Here is a 19662-nt window from a genome sequence, read left to right as displayed (position 1 = left end):
GGCGGCAGAAGGCCTGTTGGAGGTCGTTCATGGCAACGAGTCGGCGATCCAGCGCTGCATCGTGCCGCCGCGACGTGAACGGTGCGGCCGTTCCGCTCGCTTGCCCCGCGCGCCACCGTCGACCGACGGTGGCGCGCGGAGGTCTTCAGGCGGACGCCTGCCCGGGCGCGTAGCGGAGCACGACGACGTCGCCGAGCTGCTGGACGTCGATCAGCCGCATCCGGTGGGTGCTGCCGCCGGGGTAGTCGGCCGGGTGGAGGAAACGCGGTGCGGAGGCGTCACCGACCACCAGCGGAGCAATGGCGAGGTGGATCTCGTCGGCCAGCCCCTGGGCGAGGAACTGAGTGTGGATCTGCCCGCCGCCTTCGACCATGAGCCGTTCGACACCACGGGTGGCGAGGTCGTCGAGAAGCGCTCCGAAGTCGATCGTGGCACCAGTGCTGACGACGTCGGCCAGGCCGGCGAGCGTTTCGCGGAGCTTCGGTGCGGCGGCATCGGTGGTGTAGACGACCTTTTTGTCACCGAAGTGCCAGAACTTGAGGTCGCGGCTGAGGTCGCCGCTGGCGGAGACGGTGACCTTGAGGGGGAACTCGGGCTTGCCGGCCGCGACGCGGGCGGCGCGTCGTTCCTCGCTGTTCACGAGTAGACGGGGGTTGTCGCTGCGCAGAGTGTTGCCGCCGATGAGGATGGCATCGGATTCGGCGCGGACCTGATCGACGCGGTCGAAGTCCTCGGCGTTCGAGAGCAGGAGGCGCTCGGGTGAGGTGTCGTCGATGTGGCCGTCGATGGAGGTGGCGACGCTCAGCAGGACGAAGGGGCGTGGCATCGGCGGTCCGTTCTTTCGGCGGGCAGGAGCGACAAATGGTGATCACACTTCATGGAACAGGTAGCTGTCGAGTGCTTGCCGGAACCGGGCGACCTCGGGAACGGCCTGCCATTTCGGCAACTTGGAATCAAGGCAGGCCAGTTCGGTGAAGATCCGGGCCGAGCCGGTACCGGCGGCGATGGACAGTGCCGCATGGGCGGTTGTGGCGGCCTGCTCCGGCCCCTGGGTGGCCAGCTGAGAGGCAGCCGAGCGGGCGAGGTAGACACCGCGGTCGCGACGGTAGTTGGCGGGCAGGGACCGGATCGCCCGATCGAAGCCCGCCACCGCCTCGTGGTGACGGCCGAGCAGTGACAGCGAGCGGGCGCGTTGGGCCTCGATGTACGCCTCGTTCAGCCATCTGCCCCGGCCGATCGGTGCCTCGGGCGGCCGGGCGAGCAGTTCCAGCGCCTGGTCGAAGGTGCGCTGGGCTGTCAGCTCGTCGCCGAGCAGGGCGTGGCCGTGGGCGCCGTAGACAGCTCCCATGGCACTCAGACGGCTTCCGGGCCGTGCCAGGCGTTGGGCGGAGGCCGCGAGGTCGATGGCTTCGACCGAGTCCCGCATGTCGCCGGCGAGCTGGGCCTTCCTGGCCATGATGTAGGCGGCGAGCTCCAGGTCGCCGCAGGCGTTCGCCCAGTCGGCGGCGCGGTCCGTCCAGTACTGGGCAGCGCGATGGTCGCCGCTGTCTTGGTACAGCCAGCTGCAGAACTCGGCGTACTCGGCCTGCACGTGAAGAAGGCTCTTCCGGTCCTGGCCGGAAGCCTCGCGACGGAGTTGCTGGATGAGCCGGACATGCTCCTGAGCCGTTGCGACGACTTCGCGTGGTCCGAGTACGTTGTCGCACTCGACCAGCGATCTGCGGAGCGACCGCAGGCTCTCGACCGGGTGCATGTCCGTGGAGAGGGCGGGCGGAAGAGCCCGGGCCCCGGGGGCCGAGGGGCCTGAGAAGAGTGCGGTACCGGCGGCGGTGGTGCCACGGAGCGTGGCGCGGCGCGGAATGCTCACGAAGATGATCCTCCCGTCCTCGGTCCGGCAGCCGACCCGGACACCGCCGTCCATGAGCGCCATGGTTGTGCCCCCGGCTCCGGTCGGGGGCACGATGCCGTCGAGACCGGGCTCGTTCGAGGCCCGCAGCCGGTCCTGCTCGGTGATGTCGCCGGGTGATGTCACTGCTCCCGCCGTCCCCGATCCACCGGCCCGGCGGGTCGGTTCGAGGGGACCGAGCAGACCGGCGAGTTCGGCGGCACCGATGTTCAGCAACGCGGCGAGCTTCGGCATCTGCCACGGGCGGGGGAGCCAGGCCCCGCGTTCCCACCTGCCCACGGTCGTCCGGTCGACGTCCATCGCGGCTGCCAAGGTCTCCTGGGTGTACCCCGCGCTCACACGCAACGCGATGAGTCGTTCTCGCCGTGCCGCCAACACTCGCCCCTTGAGCCTGCTGGAATCCTCCGGTGGCAGACGTTGGCAGGTCAGCCGCCCGGTTGCCTCACGAATGCATCATCGGTGCATCAATTCTGCTCTGTTCAGCAGCTGTTCGCAGCGATTTCCTGGGGGTCGCCGGACAGACCGGCGAGCACGGACGGAACGAAAGGAAGACACCGGTATGCAGAGTTCCACGCCTGCTGCTCAGGAGAACGAGGAGGACGGCCTCCTGGTCGCCGTCCGGAACATCCGGGCCGCGCGGTCCCGCGTCGACCTGCCGTCGGACAACACGGGCGGCAAGTCCGACCAGAACGACACCTGAGCCGGATGCCCACGATGCACCATGCCGCTTCGTGGGCGGTGCGCCTGGGTGGGGGGACCTTCCTCACCCAGGTGCTCCACCGCTCCTACGCTGTCTTCCCGGCGGAGGGAGCCGACCCCGGCTCCCTCCTCTCCTGGGACGACCTGAACTCCATCGTCGCCACGTACCGGATGGAGGCGCCCCGACTGCGGTTGTCGCAGGACGGGGAGACCGTTCCGTCCGGAAGGTACTCGGCTCCTGTCACCAACCGTCGCGGGGTGACCTGGAACCGGGTTCATCCTGCCGAGCTTCACGCCAGGCTCGCCGAGGGCGCTTCGCTGGTGGTGGATGCGGTCGACGAGATCCACCCGCCGGTCCGGGCGGCCGCCGAGGCTCTGGAACGCTTCTTCGGCACACCCGTACAGGCCAACGCGTACGCCTCCTGGACGGAGCGAGAGGGCTTCGGTCGGCATTGGGACGACCATGACGTAGTCGTGGTCCAGCAGCAGGGCGCGAAGCGCTGGCGGCTGTGGGAACCGACGCGGACGGCACCCACCTACCGCGACGTCGAGTCACCGAAGGAACCCGGCGGCGAACCGATTGCGGACATCGTCCTCGGCCCCGGGGACGTCCTCTACCTTCCCCGTGGATGGTGGCACACCGTCACCGCCGACCAGGGCACGGAATCCCTGCACCTCACCTTCGGCCTCGTCACCCATACCGGGGCCGGCATCATCAGCTGGCTGGCCGACCAGATGCACGCGGACGACGTCGTACGGCTGGACGTCCCCCGCCATGCGGATCCGGCCGCGAAGGCCGCGTATCTGGACGCCTTGCGGACCGCGATGAGCACCGCGTTGTCGGACACCGAGCTGATCGACCGGTGGGCGGACTCCATCGACACCACACACTTCGGACGCCCGGCCCCCTCGCTGCCGTACGTGGCGGACCTCCCACCGTCTCCGGAAGTCACCGTACGGATCACGGCGGCCCGTGCCAAGCTCACGGCCGGCACCACGGCAGGTACCGTCACCCTGGCGGCGGCCGGTACCGAGTGGGAGTTCGCGCAGCGGGCGACCCCGGTGCTCCGCCTCCTCCTGAGGGGAGAACCCGTGACCATCGGGGACCTCGCCTCTGCGGCCGGCCTGGAGGTCGACGACGTGGCAGACGTTCTGACCGTTCTCATCAAGGGCCAGGCCGCTTGCGTGGTCGGGGCGAAATCGTGAACGCCGTCCTCGGCCTGGGGACCTATCGGGTGCGCGCCGTCGGGGCGGCGGCGCGCACCGCCCTCTCGGCCGGAGCATCCTTGCTCGACACCGCCCCCAACTACGCGCACGGCCATGCCCATCGCGACCTCGCCGCCGTGCTGGCGGAGTACCCGGGCGTCCGCGTGTCGACGAAGACCGGCTTCGACCCGCGGGGGCACCACAGCATCGCCGCGGAGTTCGTCCGCTCCCAGACCGAACAGTCCCTGGCAGTCCTGGGCCGGGCTGACCTGGTGTTCGTCCACAACCCCGAGCGTTCCGACCACGGCCGCCGGCAGCTGCACCGGAACCTGCTCGCCGCATTCGCCGTGCTGGAGGAGTTCGCTCACGCAGGACGTATCGGCGGCTACGGCGTCGCCACCTGGTCCGGTTTCACGTCCCAGGCGTTCACGGTCGCCGAGCTGGTCGGCCTGGCGTGCGTCGCGGCCGGGTCCCGGAATCACCATCTCGGCGGGGTGCAGATGCCGGTGAGCCTCGTGATGGCCGAGCCCGTCACGCAGGCCCTCGCCGGAACCGGGCCCCTCAGTGACGCACGCGAGGCCGGAATCACCAGCTTCGCCTCCGCACCCCTCCACGGGGGCGAACTCCCTGCGCTGATGACCCCCGAACTGGTGAATCTCATCCAGCCGGGATCGGACCCGCACGCGGCTGCGTTCCATCTGGTCGGGGCCTGCCCGGGGTTGGACGTCGTCCTCGCTTCGATCAGCAGCCGCGCGCACTGGGACGCTGCCGCGACGGCTCTCGCCCGTCCGATCCCAAGAGACCGACTCAGGAAGGTGCTCGATGTCCTTTCAGCCGGATGACACGGCCCGTCGCCGTTTGGAAGGCGCGCACGCCAAGGCTGCAGCCTTCCTCGGGCTCGCTTGTAGTGGGCCGTCCGTCTTCGGCACCTCCGGGTCGACCGTCGGCCGCCGCGCAGGGCAGCTGTGGCTGCGCGTCTCCGACGGCCGACGCCGTTTCGCCCCCCGGCCGACGGGTCAAGGTCCTCTCGGGGCCGAGCAGTGCATCCCGGACTCCGTCCCGCGCCCACGGTTGCACGACACGATGGACTGGACCGAACACGACCGGTTCTACCAGGCCGATGTCTTCGACCTCACCGGTCCCGCGGTGTCCTCGACGCCGGAGCTCCGAGAGGACCCCGGCCTGGGAGACGACTGGTGGCACGGCCTGAAGGCCGCGCTGGCCGGCATCGCCACGGCCCCCGGAGTGAAGGTGACCCCGCGGCCGACATGGATCGAGGAGGTCTTCCCGAAGTACCTCGGTATCCCGGCCCCCGAAAGGGTGGAGCGGACCACCGGCCACGGGGATCTGCAGTGGGCCAACCTGACCGCCGGGCCGCTCTCGATCCTGGACTGGGAACGCTGGGGACTCGTGCCCGTCGGCTACGACCCCGCCGTACTGTGGGTGAGCAGCCTCCTGGTGCCCGCAGTCGCGGACCGGGTCCGTGCGGAGTTCTCCGACGTACTCGGCTCCCCCGCGGGTCGTGTCGGGCAACTCATCGCCCTCGCGGAAATGCTCCAAGCCGTCGACCGCGGGTACTACCCGGATCTGGCGCCGCTCCTCGCCGAGGCGGCGACCGGCTTCACCGGTGGTCGCCTCGGGTACTGACCGCCGGTATTCCGACGGGGTCCACCGCCACGGAAGCGGCGGGGGCCGAGGGCTTCCGCTGGGTGTCCCCGGGAGCCCCCATAGCGTTCACTGTCATTTCATTGCAACGAGTCGAGGGTCGGTCGTTGCATTTTATTTCAATCCTCCGCAACGATATTGCTGCTGTGAGCTGCAGTTATGTGGTTTTGACGCAATGGGAGTGTTGCTGTGATTCGGAAAGCAACGTAGCTTTTCCGTTGTCGGAAACGCCGACGACAACGACTCGCAGGAGCACACACCACATGCGGAACTTCGCCACCACCGCCCCGATCGCCACCGTCCTGGACATCCCCGCCGGCCGGATCCGCCTCATCGCCGCCGACCGCACCGACACCACCGTCGAGGTCCTGCCCGCGGACGCCTCGAAGAGCCGCGACCTCAAGGCCGCCGAGCAGACCACCGTCGACTACCGCGACGGCGTCCTGCGGATCGAGACCGCACCCGCGAAGAACCAGCTCTTCGGGCCCTCCGGAGCCGTCGAGGTCACCGTCCGGCTGCCCGCCGGCTCCCGCGTCGAGGCGAAGACCGCCAGCGCCGAACTGCGCGGCGTCGGCCGCCTCGGCGACGTCGGCTACGAAGGCGCCCACGGCACGGTGAAGCTCGACGAGACCGCCGCCGCCCGCCTCACCCTCCAGGCCGGCGACATCACCGTCGGCCGCCTCGGCGGCCCCGCCGAGATCAGCACCCGGAAGGGCGACCTGCACATCACCGAGGCCACCCACGGCACCGTCACCCTGCACACCGAATCCGGCGACGTCACCATCGGCGCCGCCCGCGGCGTCTCCGCCTCCCTCGACGCCGGCACCACCCACGGCCGCATCGACAACGCCCTCACCAACCACGGCACCACCACCCTCACCATCCACGCCACCACCGCCCACGGCGACATCACCGCCCGCAGCCTCTGAACCCCGCGGTCCGCAGGGGCCGACGAGACCCGCGAGGTGCGCGGCAGCACCTCGGCGAGGGCATCCCCCGCCGATCCCCGAACCACCCCTGACACCGGAGGAACACCAGCCGTGAGCGCCGAGCAGACCCCCTGGACCGGCACCGTCCCGACCGACGACACCGCCCTCGCCGTGACCGACACCGGCGGCCCCGGCCGCCCCGTCGTCTACCTCAACGGTTCCTACGCCGACCAGGCGCACTGGAAGCGCGTCACCGCCGACCTCGGCGGCGGCTTCCGCCACATCACCTTCGACGAGCGCGCCCGCGGCCGCTCGGACCGCTCGGCGGACTACTCGTTCGAAGCGTGCCTGCGCGACATCGACGCCGTCCTCGAAGCGCGCGGCGTGGACCGGCCGATCCTGGTGGGCTGGTCCTACGGCGCGATGCTCGCCGTGCACTGGGCGTCCCGCAATCCCGACCGCGCCGTGGGCGCGGTGTCCGTGGACGGCGCGCTGCCGCACGAGTGGCTCGACGACGCGGCCCGCGAGCAGATCCGCAAGCTGTTCCGCCGGATGAGCCCCCTCTTCCCGATCGCCCGCCCGCTCGGCCTGGCCGCGCGCATGAGCGCCGCACAGCACGCCGAGATCAACATCGAGGCCAACGAGCTCTGCGCTCCCGCCGTCCTCTACCCGGTCCTCGACCGCCTGACGGTGCCGGTCCGGTACGTGCTCGCCAGCGGCGGCAACCTCGGCGGCGACCCGGAGCTGATGGAGCGGATCCGCGCCAACCTCGACCCGGTCCTCGACCGCAACCCGAACATCCGGATCGCCGCGAAGGTCCCGAGCAACCACTCCAAGATCCTGCGCAGGGACTTCCGTGCCGTCGCCGACGCGGTCCGCGAGATCGCCGCCCCCCGCGAGCGGGAGCGCGCCACCACCCTCGACCGCGAGGTCGGCTGAACGGTGGTGGCGGCCGGATCGCACGAACCGCGCGCCGTACGGCCGGTGTCCCGGTCGTACGGCGCGCGAGAGGTCTCCGGTCCCGGCGGGCGTCCGGGGGCGAGGGTTCCGCGGAGGGAGCCCACGCCCGTGACCCCGTCGGGGAGTTGCGGGGGGCCGGCCCCCGGATCAGGGAGCGGTGCAGATGACGTAGGCCCTGATGGACTCGTCCACGTTGTTGGTGTTGGTGCCGCGCACGATCCAGGCGCTGCCGCTCGGGTAGGAGTCGGTGAGGAAGATCCGGAAGGCGCTGGTCGTGGCACCGCCGCCGGTGGGCACCTGGCCGGACGGACAGAGCACGACGGCCGGCAGGTTCTCGCCGGGCCGCAGGGTGACGGATTCGCCGGTCACCTGGGTGTGCGCGGCCAGGAGCGAGGCGTTGGCGGCGGCCTGGTTGCCGGGGACGATGACCGGCGGCTTCTCCTTCGGCCTGACGGCCCCCCGGTCGTCGGCGGTGGCGATCGCGGTGCCCCCGACCAGGACCCCGATGGTGGCGAGTGCGGTCAGGGCGAGGGTGGTCGTACGGGCCATGAGGGCCTCCAGGTGTGTGGGCGTCGAGCCGGGCCGGCGGGGGCGGGGACACCCCGCACCGACTGCGATCAGTACCCGAACCACTCCCTCGGCCGCCGAGGGGCACGGCGGCCGGCTACCCCGCGCGGAGGAACACCGACGCTCGGCCGGCCTACCGGGGTGCGCCCTCGTCCCCCCGCCGCGGGGCCCGGTCCTGCGACGCCTGCGCCGCGCCCGTCCCTCCGCCCTGCCCGTCCCTGAGCCGGGCCCGTTCCTGCGCCCGGCTCAGCCCTCCGCCCGGCTCAGGCCTCCGCCAGGACCGCCCGGATCACGTGCCGGGCGTTGGCCGCCATCAGCGGGTTGGTCTCCCGGTAGTACGGCAGCGCCGCCAGGGCCTGCGCGAGCGACCGGCCGCGCCCGCGCCGCCAGGTCGCGTCGTCCACGCCGAGGGCCTTGCGGAAGACCTCGCGCCCCTCGGCGGGCAGCAGGTTCCACGCGGGGAACATGTCGCAGGCCGGGTCGCCGACGCCCGCGCACCCGAAGTCGATCACCGCGGTGAGCCGCCCGCCGCCGTCCACCAGCAGGTTTCCCGGCATCAGGTCCGAGTGCACCCAGACCGGCGGCCCGTCCCAGACGGGGGCCCGCAGCGCGTCCTCCCAGACGGCGGCCGCGGCGTCGCAGTCGACGCCCTCCTCGGGGAGCCCGCGGAGTTCCTCGATCGCGGCCCGGGTGGGCTCGTCGAGCAGCCGGACCGGCCCGCCGCGGTAGGCGGTCGGCCCGCCGGGGAGGCTGATGCGCCGCATCGACGACACGAACCCGGCCAGGTCCTCGGCCAGTTGCACGGGCTCGCGCAGTGCGCCGGCCTCCGGGTTCGCGCCGTCCAGCCAGCGGTACACCGACCAGGCCCACGGGTAGCCCTCGGCGGGCCGACCGACGCCGATCGCCGCGGGGATGGCCGTCGGCAGGAGCGGTGCGAGGCGGGGCAGCCACTCCTGCTCCATCGCGACGTCCACCTCGCCCCAGTCGACCAGCGGCAGTCGGACGACCATGGTGTCGCCCAGCCGGTACATGGCGTTGACGGTGCCGCCGGACGGGAATCCGCTCACCGGCAGTCCCGCCCACCGGGGGAACTGCCCGGCGACCAGCCGTCGTACGAGCTCCTCGTCGATGGGGTGCTGACCGGGGTGCAACTGCCCTGTGCTCATGGGGCACCATCCGATCGCCGGGCGGCGGCGGGCGTCAACCGCATTTCCCCGCCCGCCGCCCGCCTGCCGATCGCCGCCGCCCACCGCTCGCCGGGCTTCAGCGGGTGGCCGGGCCGACCTCCACACGAAGGTCCGGACCGGTGCGCGGGACCGCCCCCACGGCGGGGGCCGCGTCCGGGCCCGCCGCGATGCCGGCGCCCGCGTCCGTGCCCGCGCCCGTGCCCGGGCGGCACAGCGTCTTGCCCAGCAGCGAGCCGATCGCCTCCCCGCTCGCCGAGGAGTCCTTGCCGATGAACGGGTTGTGCGACAGCGCCAACTGCCGCCGCCCGTCCCGGGTGCCGAGCAGCAGGGTGCTCCACCCGGGGAGGCCGCCGTCGTGGCCCCAGGCCGCCTCGCAGCCAGGGCCCAGGTCGACCTTGAGCACGCCCAGCCCGTAGAAGCCGTTCGGCGTGTCGGTCGGCACCGTGTCCGTCAGCGCGGCCATCTGGGCCGGCCGCAGCAGCCTGCCGCCGAACAGGGCGGCGTGGAAGCGGTTGAGGTCCGCGGTGGTGGAGACGCCGTTGCCGGCGGCGTCCACGACGGACGGGTTGAACCGGGTGATGTCGGCGGGCCCGGACGGCATGTCGACGTAGGCGTGGGCGTGCCGGCCGCCGAGGCCCGTCTCGTTCCCCGGGAACGTCGTGTCGTCCAGCTGCAGGGGCCGGACGATCCGCCGCTCGACCTCGCGCTGCCAGGTGTGCCCGGTGACCTTGCGGATGATCATCCCGGCGAGGACGTAGTTGGTGTTCGAGTACTTCCACCCCTGGCCGGGTGCGAAGTACGGCGCGTGCTCGGCGGCGATCGCGGCCAGCTGCTCCGGCCGGTAGCTCTTGAACCGGGTGGTCCCGTACACGTACTCCTGGAGCTCGGCCTCGGTCGTGACCAGGAACCGCGCGTCCGTGGTGAAGTTGAACAGCCCGCTGGTGTGGTTCAGCAGCTGCCGGACGGTGATCGCCCCGCCGTTCGGGACGACTCCGGGCAGGTACCGCTCGACCGGGTCGTCCAGTCGGATCCGGCCCTCGCCGACCAGTTGGAGCACCACCGTCGACACGAAGGTCTTGGTGACGCTGCCGATCCGGAACCGGCCGTCCGACCTGGCCGGCTGCCCGTCGGCCAGGTCGGCGGTCCCGGCGGCGCCCCGCCACGCGGGGCGGCCGGCGACGCGGATCTCCGCGAGTGCGGCGGTCATCCCGCCGTGCTCCACGAGGTACCGCAGCTCCTGCTGTCCGTCGACGCGGGGTCGACGTTCCTCCACGGCTCCGGCGCCGGCGTTGGATCCGGTTCCGGCCGCGACCGCCGCCGTCGGTGCGAGCGTGACGACGGTGGCCCCGGCCAGGGCGACGGCGGCGAGCCGCAGCCCCAACCTGCCGCGCCGGTACGGAGATCGAGCCTGAACGATGGTCATGGTTCCCCGCCCCTTCCGGCCCGGCCCCGGGCCGTCCCGACCAGCCTCGCACCGGCCGCACCGTCGGCGCGTCGTCCTGTGGAGGTCATCGGCCGTGCGTCCCGAGGACCGGGCCACCCGGCCGATGGGCAGACATGACGACAGGTCAAATCATCGTCAAGGGGCTTGACTTGGAGCGACCCGGGTGTCTCAGCGGAGCAGCTTCGGCGGCGACCCGGCGTCCGTCCCCTTCGCCCCCTTCGCAGCGGGGGCCGCCGGGGCCGGCGTGTCCTTGCCGCACGCCGCCTTCAGGAGGAACGCCTCCAGCGTGGTGCCGGTCTGGTCGGTCTCGCCGCCCTCCAGCAGGTTGAACGAGAGGGCGAACTGCTGCGAGCCGTCCCGCGCCCCGAGCAGCACCGTGTTGAACCCCGGGATGCCGCCGGTGTGGCCCCAGGCCTCGCCGCACGGCAGGTCGTAGCGGATCAGGCCCAGCCCGTAGTGCGCGCCGATCGCCGGCGCCGGGACGGCCGCCGTCATCTCGGCCAGCCGGGCGGGCGACAGCAGCCTCCCGCCGAACAGCGCCTCGTGGAAGCGGTTCAGGTCGCTCGTGGTGGAGAGCCCGTTGCCGGCCGCGTCCCCGACGGTCGGGTTGATCAGGGTGACGTCCGCCGGACCCTCCGGCAGCTTGACGTACCCGTGCGCGTGCGGCCCGGGGATCCCGGGCGAGGAGCCCGGGAAGGAGGTGTCGTCGAGGTGCAGCGGCTTGACGATCCGCTGCTCCACCTCGCGCTGCCAGGTGCGGCCGGTGACCTTCTTGACGATCATCCCGGTGAGGATGTAGTTGGTGTTGGAGTAGTGCCAGTCCTGGCCGGGCGCGAAGTACGGCGCGTGCTGCACGCCGACCGCGACGAGCTGCTCCGGGCGGTAGTCCACCCAGCGGCCCCGGGCGAGGAAGGAGCGCAGGCTCGCCTCGTCGTGGAAGAGGAACTGCGGGTCCTCCAGGTAGTCGAACAGGCCGCTGGTGTGGTTGAGCAGCTGCCGCAGGGTGATCGCCCCGCCGTTCGGCACCACCCCCGGCAGGTACCGCTCGACCGGGTCGTCCAGCCGGAGCCGGCCCTCGTCGGCCAGCTGCAGCACCACGGTGGAGACGAAGGTCTTGGTGACGCTGCCGATCCGGAACCGCCCGTCGGCGCGCGCCGGCCGCCGGGAGTCCAGGTCGACGACCCCCTCGGCGTCGCGCCAGGTCCGGCGGCCGTTCTCGCGGGCCTCGCCGAGCGCGGCCGTCGACGCGCCCAGCTCGACGATGTCCCGCAACTCCGGGGTGAGGTCGACGGACGGGCGGTGCCGGTCGGCCGTGGCCCCCGCGGACGGCCCGGCCGCCGGAGCCTCGGCCCCCGCCGCGACCGCCGCCGGGGCGAGCGAGACGACGGTGGCCCCGGCCAGCGCCACGGCGGCGAGCCGCAGGCCGAGCCGGCCGCTGCGGCGCGGCCGGACGAAGTGGTCGGTGTTCATGGTGATCCCTCCCGGGCCCGACCCCCGGGCCCCACCGCCACGTTCGCATCCGCACCGCGGCGGCCGCGTCGTCCTGCGGAGGGTGACGGCCTGCGCCTCGCGGGTCCCCCGCCGGAGCCGAACGGCGGGGGAGTCGGTGCGTCAAATCGCCTGAGGGTGGCTTGACTTGAGGCGGGGAGGGTGAGCACGCCACGCGTCGTGGACCCCGCGCGACGCGCTTCCGGTCAGCGCAGGCGGGACGACGAGAGGATCGACGCCAGGTGCGCGACCACCATCCCCCAGGTGATCACCGCGATCGCCGCGACCGTCGCCCGCGTCGGATCGGTGGAACCCACCGCCGCGTCCACGACCGCCGCCGCCAGCAGCACCAGCGACGCCTCGATGCCGTTGGTCACCCGGTGGATCTTGAGGACCGAGGCCAGCCGCCGCGCCGTCGCGATGCCCTGCGACCGCGGCTGCGTCGACTCCTCGTCCGCCGGCAGCAGGCCGCTGCGCGCCCGCGCCACGTCCACCAGATCCGTCGACGCCTTCAGCAGCACGACCCCCAGCGCGGCCGCCAGCCCCACCGACACCCACAGCTCCGACCCGCCCCGGGCCGCCCGGACACCCGCGCCGACCATCAGCGCGGCGTCCGCCAGATAGGCGCCGAGCCGGTCCACGTACACCCCGGCCGTACTGAACCGGCGCTTCCAGCGGGCCACCTCGCCGTCCACGCAGTCGAAGAGCAGGAAGCCCTGGAACAGCACCGCCGCCAGCACCGCGCCCGTGAGCCCGGGGATCAGCAGGGCGGCCCCGGCCCCGACCCCGCACACCACCATCAGCCAGGTGAGGGTGTTCGGCGAGACCGGGGTCCGCACCAGGTGCCGGGTGGTCCGCAGGGAGAGCCGCCGCATGTAGAGCCGGCCCGCCCAGTGCTCCCCGTTGCGGCTCGCCAGCTTCGCCTGCGGCTGGCAGACCTCCCGCAACTCGGCCAACGCCGGAGCAGCGACCACCATGACGACATCCCTCCACCTGTCCGGCCGGCCGGGGACCGGGAACGGTCGGCGGCCGGCGAAAACGATCAGCTCAGGCTAGAGCAGCGCCGCCGACCGCCCGGCCGCACCCCGACCGTCCGACCGCCCGACAGTCAGACCGCACCCCGACCGCCAGACCGCACCCCGGCACCCCGGGCGGGGCCGGCGCACCGGCCCCGGTGCCGTCAGACCAGCGCCACCCCGGCCCCCGCCGACACCGGCGAGTCCCGGTGCAGCCACCCCCGCTCGGCGGCCGTCCAGGCGGTGGTCGTCAGCAGGTAGAGCCCGGCCGCCAGCGGCACCAGCGCGGCGAACAGCACCGTGGCGAACGACAGGTACGGCATGAGCGCCAGCACCGGCTGCGGCGACGGCGCGGCCGGTGCCCGGTCGGCCCCGGCCCGGCCGCCCGCTGCCTGCTTGCCCCGTGCCTGCTTGCCCCGCAGGGCCGTCCGGTCCCGCTCCGCCTGGGCCTCCTGCTGCGCCTTCTGCGCGGCCTGCGCCCGGCGGGCCCGCCGGAAGCCGACGTACGCCACCGCCGCCAGCCCGGCGTACAGCGTGCCGAACACCGCCCACTGGGCCACGCCCTGCGCGCTCCCCGCGTGCAGACCGAGCGGGACGCCGAACAGGGTGTGGCCGAGCAGGTCGTTCGGCGTCGTGAACAGCCGGTACATCACCGAGAAGAACGGGATCTGCACCAGCATCGGCAGGCAGCCCGCGAGGGGCGAGGACTTCTCCTTCGCGTACAGCTCGGCGAGCGCCTCCCGGAGCTTCTCCGGCCGGTCCTTGTGCTTCCGGTTCAGCTCGGCGACCTGCGGCGCCAGCCGGGTGCGGGTCTTCTCACCCCGCGCGGCCGCCCGGGCCAGCGGGTGCAGCGCCAGCCGGACGCAGACGGTGAACAGGACGATCGCGAGCGCCGTCGGTACGACCTGGGCCAGTACGGCGACGACATCGTGGGCCAGGCCGACGGCCGGGTCGAGCAGTGCGAAGACGGACATGGTGGAGCGAGCCCTCCGGGGGTCTCGGCGCGCGGCGGCAGCCGGCACCCGGCACCCGGGACACGCGGCGCCACCGGTGTCGGTGGCGGGTGTCCGGGCAGGTGCGTGCGGCGTGCGGCGCTCTGCGCGCGGAAAGAGTGGTCGGCGGAGGACGGCCGCGTCGACGGCCCTGCTGTGGAGCGGGGGTTACGCGGCCGCCGGGGCCGCGCCCGGCGCCCTCGGGCGCCGCCGGCCCCGGGCGTCCGGATCACGCTGCGGAAGGAAGGCCGTGCGGAACGCGCGCTTGCGCAGCGCCCCGTCCCTGACGGCGGCGGGCGCCCGCGCCCCCAGCAGCCGCGCGACGACCAGCGCCCCCGCGACCGCCCCGGCCACCAGCACCACGGCGGCAGCGGCCGCCACCGAGGCCAGCGACCCGCCGCCCTCGACGAGCCACTCCCCGTTCAGCACCCGGAACACCCCGAGCAGCATCGCGACCAGTGCCACGGCTTGCTCCTCCCTGTGTCCCCGACCAGTGCTCCGGCCAAGCATACGGCCGACTCCCCGAAGCGGTCCCGGTACCGCCCGGGGAGTTCCGGAAGGCCCGGAAGGGTCGGTGCAGGGGTGTAGCCGCCGGTGCTACGCGGGGCTACCTTGGAAGGCATGAAGACGATTACCCAGCGGGAGTTCCGGAACAACTCCGCCGCGGTGATGGACGCGGTGGAGGCGGGGGAGACCTTCCACATCACCAGGAACGGGGTCGAGGTCGCCGAGCTGCGGCCGGTGTCGGGCCGGCGGCGGCTCACGGCGGAGGAGCTGGTCGCGCGGCACGTGAAGCTGCCGCGGGTGGACTACCAGCAGATGCGCAAGGAGGCCGAGGAGTACTTCGGTCCCGAGGAACTGGTCGGCGACGAGGACGGCGACCCGTTCGAGCGGCGGCGTGGCTGAGCGGCGGCGGGCGCCCCGGCGACGGCCGGCCGGGGTGCTGGACACCTGTGTCTACATCGACCTGGCCCTGCTCGGTCCGGCCGACCTGCCCGCCGTGCCGGAGCTGACCGCGATCACGTTCGCCGAGCTGCAGCAGGGCGTCTCGATGGCCCGGGACCCGGTCAGCCGGGCGGCGCGGCTGGAGGTGCTGGGCGCGGCGATGGCGGACTTCGACCCGCTGCCGTTCGACGCGGCGGCCGCCGCCCGGTACGGGACGCTGGTCACCCTGACCATCGCCGCCGGGCGCCAGCCGCGTCCGCGCCGGATCGACCTGATGATCGCCGCGGTCGCCTCCGCCCACGGCCTGCCGCTGTACACGCGCAACCTGGCGGACTTCAAGGGGCTGGGTTCGGCGGTCGAGGTCATCGGGATCTGAGCCCGGGCTCCGGTACGGCGGCGGCCCCGGCCCGTGCGGACGCGGTCGCCGAGGCGCGGGACCGGCGGTCCTGCTCCTCGATCGCCTCGCGGGCGTGCCTCTCGAACTCCGCCGTCCAGGCCCGTTCCCGCCGCAGGCGTTCCGCGCGGGCGCCCGGTTCCTCTCCCCATACCGACGCTGCCATCCTGTCACGGTAGGAGTCCGGAGCCGGGGTTGGGAAGGAACGGCCGCCCGCGCGGGGGGAGTTCAGGAGATTTCAGTCCAGCCGGACGGTCGTACCGGTGGCGGCGGAGGCGCGGGCGGCCTCCAGGACGGTGAGGACGGCGACGGCGTCGCGCGGGTCGACCGGCGGCGGGGTGCCGGGGTCGGCCAGGGCGGCGGCGACGCCCGCGTAGAAGGCGGGGTAGTCGCCGGGGTCGGTGGGCAGCGCTGCGGTGGACCCGTCGGTGCCGAGGGTGCCGTAGCGGGCCGGGGCGTCGGCTCCCCAGGGGGCGGTGCCGTCGGGGCGGCGGCCGTCGCGGAGGTCGGCCTCCTGCGGGTCCATGCCCGACTTGACGTAGCCGGCGGCGTCGCCGAGCACCCGCAGGCGGGGGCCGGCGAGCGGGGTGACGGCGCTGGTCCACAGGTGCGAGCGGGTGCCGCCGGCGTGGGTGAGGGCGAGGAAGGCGTCGTCGTCGACGACCGCGCCGTCCCGGCGGACGTCGATCTCCGCGTACACCGTCTCGACCGGCCCGAACAGGGCGAGCGCCTGGTCGACCAGGTGGCTGCCCAGGTCGTAGAGGGTGCCGCCGGCCTCGGCCGGGTCGGCCAGCTCGCGCCACCCGGCCTTGGGCTTGGGCCGGAACCGCTCGAACCGGGACTCGAAGCGGTGGACCCGGCCGAGCGCGCCCTCCCGGACCAGGCGGGCGGCGGTGAGGAAGTCGCCGTCCCAGCGGCGGTTCTGGAAGACGGTGAGCAGGGTGCCGTGCGACTCGGCCAGCTCGCAGAGTTCCAGCGCCTCGGCGGCGGTGGCGGCGAGCGGCTTGTCGACCACGGTGGCCAGTCCGGCGGTGAGGGCGGCGCGGGCGAGCGGGACGTGGGTGCGGTTGGGGGAGGCGATGACGACCAGGTCGAGCGCGTCCGGGTCGGCGAGCAGCTGCTCGGGGGTGTCGACGGCGCGGGCGTCGGGGTGCTCGCTGTGCAGCTGGGCGCGGCGGTCGGGGTTGGCGGTGACCACCGCGTCCAGTCGGAGCCCGGGGGTGGTGGCGATCAGCGGGGCGTGGAAGGCGGAGCCGGCCAGGCCGTAGCCGATCAGGCCCACGCGGAACGGGTGTGCGGGGTCGGCATTCCGGGAGGCGGGGCGCGTGGAGGGGGTCATGCGCCCTACTCAACCACGGGGTGCCCGGTCGGCCCCGGTTCCGGCGCCGGGGAACCCTCCTGGGCGCCCGGGGAGGGAGGGCGCCCGGGGAGGGAGGGCGCCCGGGAGGGCCGTGCGCGACGGCCGCTGCCGCCGCCGCGGTGGGGGGCGCGGCGGCGGCAGCCACCGGGGTGCCGGGGGTGGCCCGTCGGGGCCGTCCCTGTCCGGCGTGCCGTTCACGCTAACCGGGCCGGGCCGTTCTGCTGAGGGGGCATCACTGCGGTTAGGGGTGGGTTAAGGACCCGTTGAGGCGGGGCGGACCGCGGGGCCGGGTCCGCGGGGCGTCCCGTCGTCCGGCCCGCCGTCCGCCCCACCGCGCGGACTGCCGCTCGGCCCGCCGCGGGCCCCGGTGCCCGTCCGCTGGGCGGGACGTGCTGCCGTAGGCCAGGTGTGCGGATTAGGCTGTGCCCCGTTGGGGCAGCCAGCAGTACCCCCGGCGGTCCGGTGTCCCGAGGAGGGTCCGGCCGGTGGGAGGCGCAACGGTGACGGCGGTGCGCCGCAGTTTCGTACGACCATCGCACTACATGGCAAGACTTCGGGAGACACGCACGTGGCAGACCGCAAGCCCATCGAGTCCTGGCTGACCGACATGGACGGCGTCCTCATCCACGAGGGCACGCCGATCCCCGGCGCGGAGGAGTTCCTGCGCCGGCTGCGGGAGTCCGGCAAGCCGTTCCTGGTCCTCACCAACAACTCCATCTACACCCCGCGCGACCTCAGCGCCCGCCTGGCCGGGATGGGCCTGGAGGTGCCGGAGGAGTGCATCTGGACCTCGGCCCTGGCCACCGCCAGCTTCCTGAAGGGCCAGCGTCCGAACGGCACCGCCTACGTGATCGGCGAGGCCGGCCTGACCACCGCGCTCTACCAGGCCGGCTACGTGCTGACCGACAACAACCCGGACTACGTCGTCCTCGGCGAGACCCGTACCTACAGCTTCGAGGCGCTCACCAAGGCGATCCGCCTGATCAACCAGGGCGCCCGGTTCATCTGCACCAACCCGGACGAGACCGGCCCGTCCACCGAGGGCGTGCTCCCCGCCACCGGTTCGGTCGCCGCCCTGATCACCAAGGCGACCGGCGTCGAGCCGTACTTCGTCGGCAAGCCCAACCCGCTGATGATGCGCGAGGCGCTCAACACGGCCGGCGCCCACTCGGAGACCGCCGTCATGATCGGCGACCGGATGGACACCGACATCGTGGCCGGCATGGAGGCAGGCATGGAGACCATCCTGGTGCTCACCGGCCTCACCGCCGCCGCCGACGTGGAGCGTTTCCCGTACCGGCCGACCCGGGTGTTCAACTCCATCGCGGACCTCGTCGAGCTGGTCTAGCCTCGGCACTGCTGTTGCGGGCCCCGCCGCCCCGGCCGACGGTCGGACGGCGGGGCCCGCTCGCCATGTGCCGAGGAGGGGGACGGGATGAGCACCACGGGGGAAGCGCCGGCGGGGGCGGTGTCGGCGGGGGAAGCGCCGGCGGGGGCGGTGCCGGCGGAGGCGGAGGAGAAACGGGTCACCTGGGCGGAGCTCTACTTCGACCTGGTCTTCGTCTTCGCCATCACGCAGGTCTCCGGCCTGCTGCACCACCACCACGACTGGGCCGGCGTCGCCCGGGCCCTGGTGGTGTTCGTGCCGGTCTACTGGTGCTGGGTCGGCACCACGGTCCAGGCCAACATCCGGGACGTGGACAATCCGCGCGACCGGCTCGGCATCCTCACCGTCGGCCTGACCGGCCTGGTCATGGCGCTGGCCGTGCCCGGCGCCTACGGGAACCGGGGAGTGCTGCTCGGCGCCGGGTACTGGGCGGCCCGGGTGGTGCTGCTGTTCCTGCTGATCCGCATCCCGGGCGTCTGGCGAGGGCCGTACGGGGTGGGCGTCCTGGTCAGCGGCCCGCTGGTGTTCGCCGGAGGGCTGCTGCCGGAGGGGCCGAGGACGGTGCTCTGGGCGCTCGCGGCGCTCTGCGACCTGTCCGGGCCGGTGCTCTTCCGCCGCCGGCTGGCCGTGGTGTCCTACCACCCGGCCCACATGCCGGAGCGGTTCGCGCTCTTCCTGCTGGTCGCGCTCGGCGAGTCCATCGTCGGGATCGGCGCCACCGCGGCGGGGGTGCCCCTCGACGCGGCCGAACTCGTCGCCGTCACCGCCGCGTTCACCATCTCGGCCGGGCTCTGGTGGCAGTACTTCGTCCACGCGGCGGACGCCATGCGGCACGCGGTCACGGTCGCCGAGTCGCGCCGGGACGTCATCCGGCGGGTCTTCCAGTACGGGCACCTGGCGCTGGTGGCCGGGGTGATCGCGGTGGCGGTCGGGTTCGGGGAGACGGTGGCCGACCCGCGGCAGGCGCTCGGCGCGGGCTCGGTGGCCCTGCTCTACGGGGGCTGCGTGCTGTACCTGCTGACCTTCGGGTACACCCGGTGGATGATGTTCCGCGCGGTGGCGACCACCCGGATCGTGGCGGCCGCCGTGGTGCTGGCGCTGGCCCCGCTGATGGTGCGGTGGCCGGCGATCACGGCGCTGGTGGTGCTGGCGGTGGTGCTGGTGGCGCTGAACGTGGTCGAGCACTTCCGGGTGGCGAGGGCGGCAATGGACGGCTCCGGGGGCTCGGACGGCGCGGACGGCCCCGGGGACTCGGACGGCTCCGACGGCTCCGGCGGGACGGCCCGGGAGGTGTCCGCGGGCGCGGGCGGGCCCGGTGCCGGCCCCGGCATCGCGGGCGTCCCGGCGGCTCCGGCCGGGTGAGCGGGGCCGGTGCGCCGCCGACGGAGCGGACTGTCAGTGGGCCTGTGTAGCGTTCGGTGTGGAAAGAGGGCGTGCGGTGCAAGGGCCGCAGTGCGCCCGCGGTCGGGGCGGTGCGGCGGTGAGCGGCCGTCCGGTGGGAGGTAGATGTCGTGACG

21 protein-coding genes are annotated in these 19662 nt (G+C 73.4%); 10 read left to right on the top strand and 11 right to left on the bottom strand.

Annotated elements, in window-relative coordinates; genetic code table 11:
• Positions 1–145 precede the first annotated feature (145 nt).
• Both OG550_RS13405 and OG550_RS13400 read right to left on the bottom strand, forming a co-directional pair.
• Positions 146–826 (bottom strand): RibD family protein, encoded by a 681-nt coding sequence (locus OG550_RS13405; protein WP_327677237.1) that lies wholly within the window; start codon positions 824–826, stop codon positions 146–148.
• Positions 827–868: 42 nt separating this feature from the next.
• Complete coding sequence (locus OG550_RS13400; RefSeq protein ID WP_327677235.1) at positions 869–2284, bottom strand: helix-turn-helix transcriptional regulator; 1416 nt, start codon at positions 2282–2284, stop codon at positions 869–871.
• A gap of 181 nt (positions 2285–2465) precedes the next feature.
• Here OG550_RS13400 and OG550_RS13395 point away from each other — a divergent pair, with 181 nt between their 5' ends.
• From OG550_RS13395 to OG550_RS13370, 6 genes are all read left to right on the top strand, one after another.
• Complete coding sequence (locus OG550_RS13395; RefSeq protein WP_327677233.1) at positions 2466–2606, top strand: hypothetical protein; 141 nt, start codon at positions 2466–2468, stop codon at positions 2604–2606.
• A gap of 14 nt (positions 2607–2620) precedes the next feature.
• Positions 2621–3811 carry a JmjC domain-containing protein gene (locus OG550_RS13390; protein ID WP_327683858.1) on the top strand — a complete coding sequence of 397 codons (1191 nt, stop codon included), beginning with the start codon at positions 2621–2623 and terminating at the stop codon, positions 3809–3811.
• Positions 3808–4653, top strand: a complete 846-nt coding sequence (locus OG550_RS13385) for an aldo/keto reductase (RefSeq protein WP_327677232.1) — start codon at positions 3808–3810, stop codon at positions 4651–4653. Before OG550_RS13390 ends, OG550_RS13385 begins: the two co-directional genes overlap by 4 nt.
• A 241-nt stretch (positions 4654–4894) precedes the next feature.
• Positions 4895–5458 (top strand): hypothetical protein, encoded by a 564-nt coding sequence (locus tag OG550_RS13380; protein WP_327677231.1) that lies wholly within the window; start codon positions 4895–4897, stop codon positions 5456–5458.
• Between the two features lie 281 nt (positions 5459–5739).
• The gene (locus OG550_RS13375) at positions 5740–6405 is read left to right on the top strand and encodes a DUF4097 family beta strand repeat-containing protein (RefSeq protein ID WP_327677229.1); all 666 of its coding nucleotides are present in this window, start codon (positions 5740–5742) and stop codon (positions 6403–6405) included.
• Positions 6406–6516: 111 nt separating this feature from the next.
• Entirely contained in the window at positions 6517–7344 is an 828-nt protein-coding gene (locus OG550_RS13370) for an alpha/beta fold hydrolase (protein ID WP_327677227.1), read from the top strand.
• 168 nt (positions 7345–7512) lie between these two features.
• Here the strand turns inward: OG550_RS13370 and OG550_RS13365 are convergent, their stop codons facing one another.
• The 7 genes from OG550_RS13365 to OG550_RS13335 all read right to left on the bottom strand — a co-directional run bounded on the left by OG550_RS13365 (position 7513) and on the right by OG550_RS13335 (position 14524).
• Entirely contained in the window at positions 7513–7914 is a 402-nt protein-coding gene (locus OG550_RS13365; protein ID WP_327677225.1) for a hypothetical protein, read from the bottom strand.
• 281 nt (positions 7915–8195) lie between these two features.
• Positions 8196–9098, bottom strand: a complete 903-nt coding sequence (locus tag OG550_RS13360) for an aminoglycoside phosphotransferase family protein (protein WP_327677223.1) — start codon at positions 9096–9098, stop codon at positions 8196–8198.
• 97 nt (positions 9099–9195) lie between these two features.
• Positions 9196–10542 (bottom strand): serine hydrolase domain-containing protein, encoded by a 1347-nt coding sequence (locus OG550_RS13355; protein ID WP_327677221.1) that lies wholly within the window; start codon positions 10540–10542, stop codon positions 9196–9198.
• A gap of 189 nt (positions 10543–10731) precedes the next feature.
• Positions 10732–12033 carry a serine hydrolase domain-containing protein gene (locus OG550_RS13350; RefSeq protein ID WP_327677220.1) on the bottom strand — a complete coding sequence of 434 codons (1302 nt, stop codon included), beginning with the start codon at positions 12031–12033 and terminating at the stop codon, positions 10732–10734.
• Between the two features lie 224 nt (positions 12034–12257).
• Positions 12258–13028: a CDP-alcohol phosphatidyltransferase family protein gene (locus OG550_RS13345; RefSeq protein WP_327677218.1), complete on the bottom strand. Its 771-nt coding sequence runs from the start codon at positions 13026–13028 to the stop codon at positions 12258–12260.
• 203 nt (positions 13029–13231) lie between these two features.
• A complete protein-coding gene (locus OG550_RS13340; RefSeq protein ID WP_327677216.1) occupies positions 13232–14041 on the bottom strand; it encodes a YidC/Oxa1 family membrane protein insertase in 810 nt (269 codons plus the stop codon).
• Between the two features lie 186 nt (positions 14042–14227).
• Positions 14228–14524: a DUF6412 domain-containing protein gene (locus OG550_RS13335; RefSeq protein WP_327677214.1), complete on the bottom strand. Its 297-nt coding sequence runs from the start codon at positions 14522–14524 to the stop codon at positions 14228–14230.
• A gap of 156 nt (positions 14525–14680) precedes the next feature.
• On the opposite strand from OG550_RS13335, the gene OG550_RS13330 reads away from it, so the two are divergent.
• Positions 14681–14965 (top strand): type II toxin-antitoxin system Phd/YefM family antitoxin, encoded by a 285-nt coding sequence (locus OG550_RS13330; RefSeq protein WP_188295332.1) that lies wholly within the window; start codon positions 14681–14683, stop codon positions 14963–14965.
• On the top strand, positions 14958–15380 hold the full coding sequence (locus OG550_RS13325; RefSeq protein WP_327677209.1) for a type II toxin-antitoxin system VapC family toxin: 423 nt from the start codon (positions 14958–14960) through the stop codon (positions 15378–15380). Before OG550_RS13330 ends, OG550_RS13325 begins: the two co-directional genes overlap by 8 nt.
• On the opposite strand, the gene OG550_RS13320 is transcribed toward OG550_RS13325, so the two are convergent.
• Both OG550_RS13320 and OG550_RS13315 read right to left on the bottom strand, forming a co-directional pair.
• Complete coding sequence (locus OG550_RS13320) at positions 15367–15564, bottom strand: hypothetical protein (RefSeq protein ID WP_327677207.1); 198 nt, start codon at positions 15562–15564, stop codon at positions 15367–15369. The genes OG550_RS13325 and OG550_RS13320 overlap by 14 nt on opposite strands.
• Before the next feature lie 72 nt (positions 15565–15636).
• Complete coding sequence (locus OG550_RS13315; RefSeq protein ID WP_327677205.1) at positions 15637–16737, bottom strand: Gfo/Idh/MocA family protein; 1101 nt, start codon at positions 16735–16737, stop codon at positions 15637–15639.
• Positions 16738–17326: 589 nt separating this feature from the next.
• Here OG550_RS13315 and OG550_RS13310 point away from each other — a divergent pair.
• Both OG550_RS13310 and OG550_RS13305 read left to right on the top strand, forming a co-directional pair.
• The gene (locus OG550_RS13310) at positions 17327–18106 is read left to right on the top strand and encodes an HAD-IIA family hydrolase (RefSeq protein WP_327677203.1); all 780 of its coding nucleotides are present in this window, start codon (positions 17327–17329) and stop codon (positions 18104–18106) included.
• Between the two features lie 87 nt (positions 18107–18193).
• Complete coding sequence (locus tag OG550_RS13305; protein WP_327677201.1) at positions 18194–19507, top strand: low temperature requirement protein A; 1314 nt, start codon at positions 18194–18196, stop codon at positions 19505–19507.
• Positions 19508–19662: the final 155 nt, after the last annotated feature.

Source organism: Kitasatospora sp. NBC_00458 (assembly GCF_036013975.1).
In the GTDB taxonomy this organism is placed as follows: Bacteria; Actinomycetota; Actinomycetes; order Streptomycetales; family Streptomycetaceae; genus Kitasatospora.
Note: the sequence above shows the minus strand (reverse complement) of the source record. Positions and strands in the feature narration are given on the sequence as shown.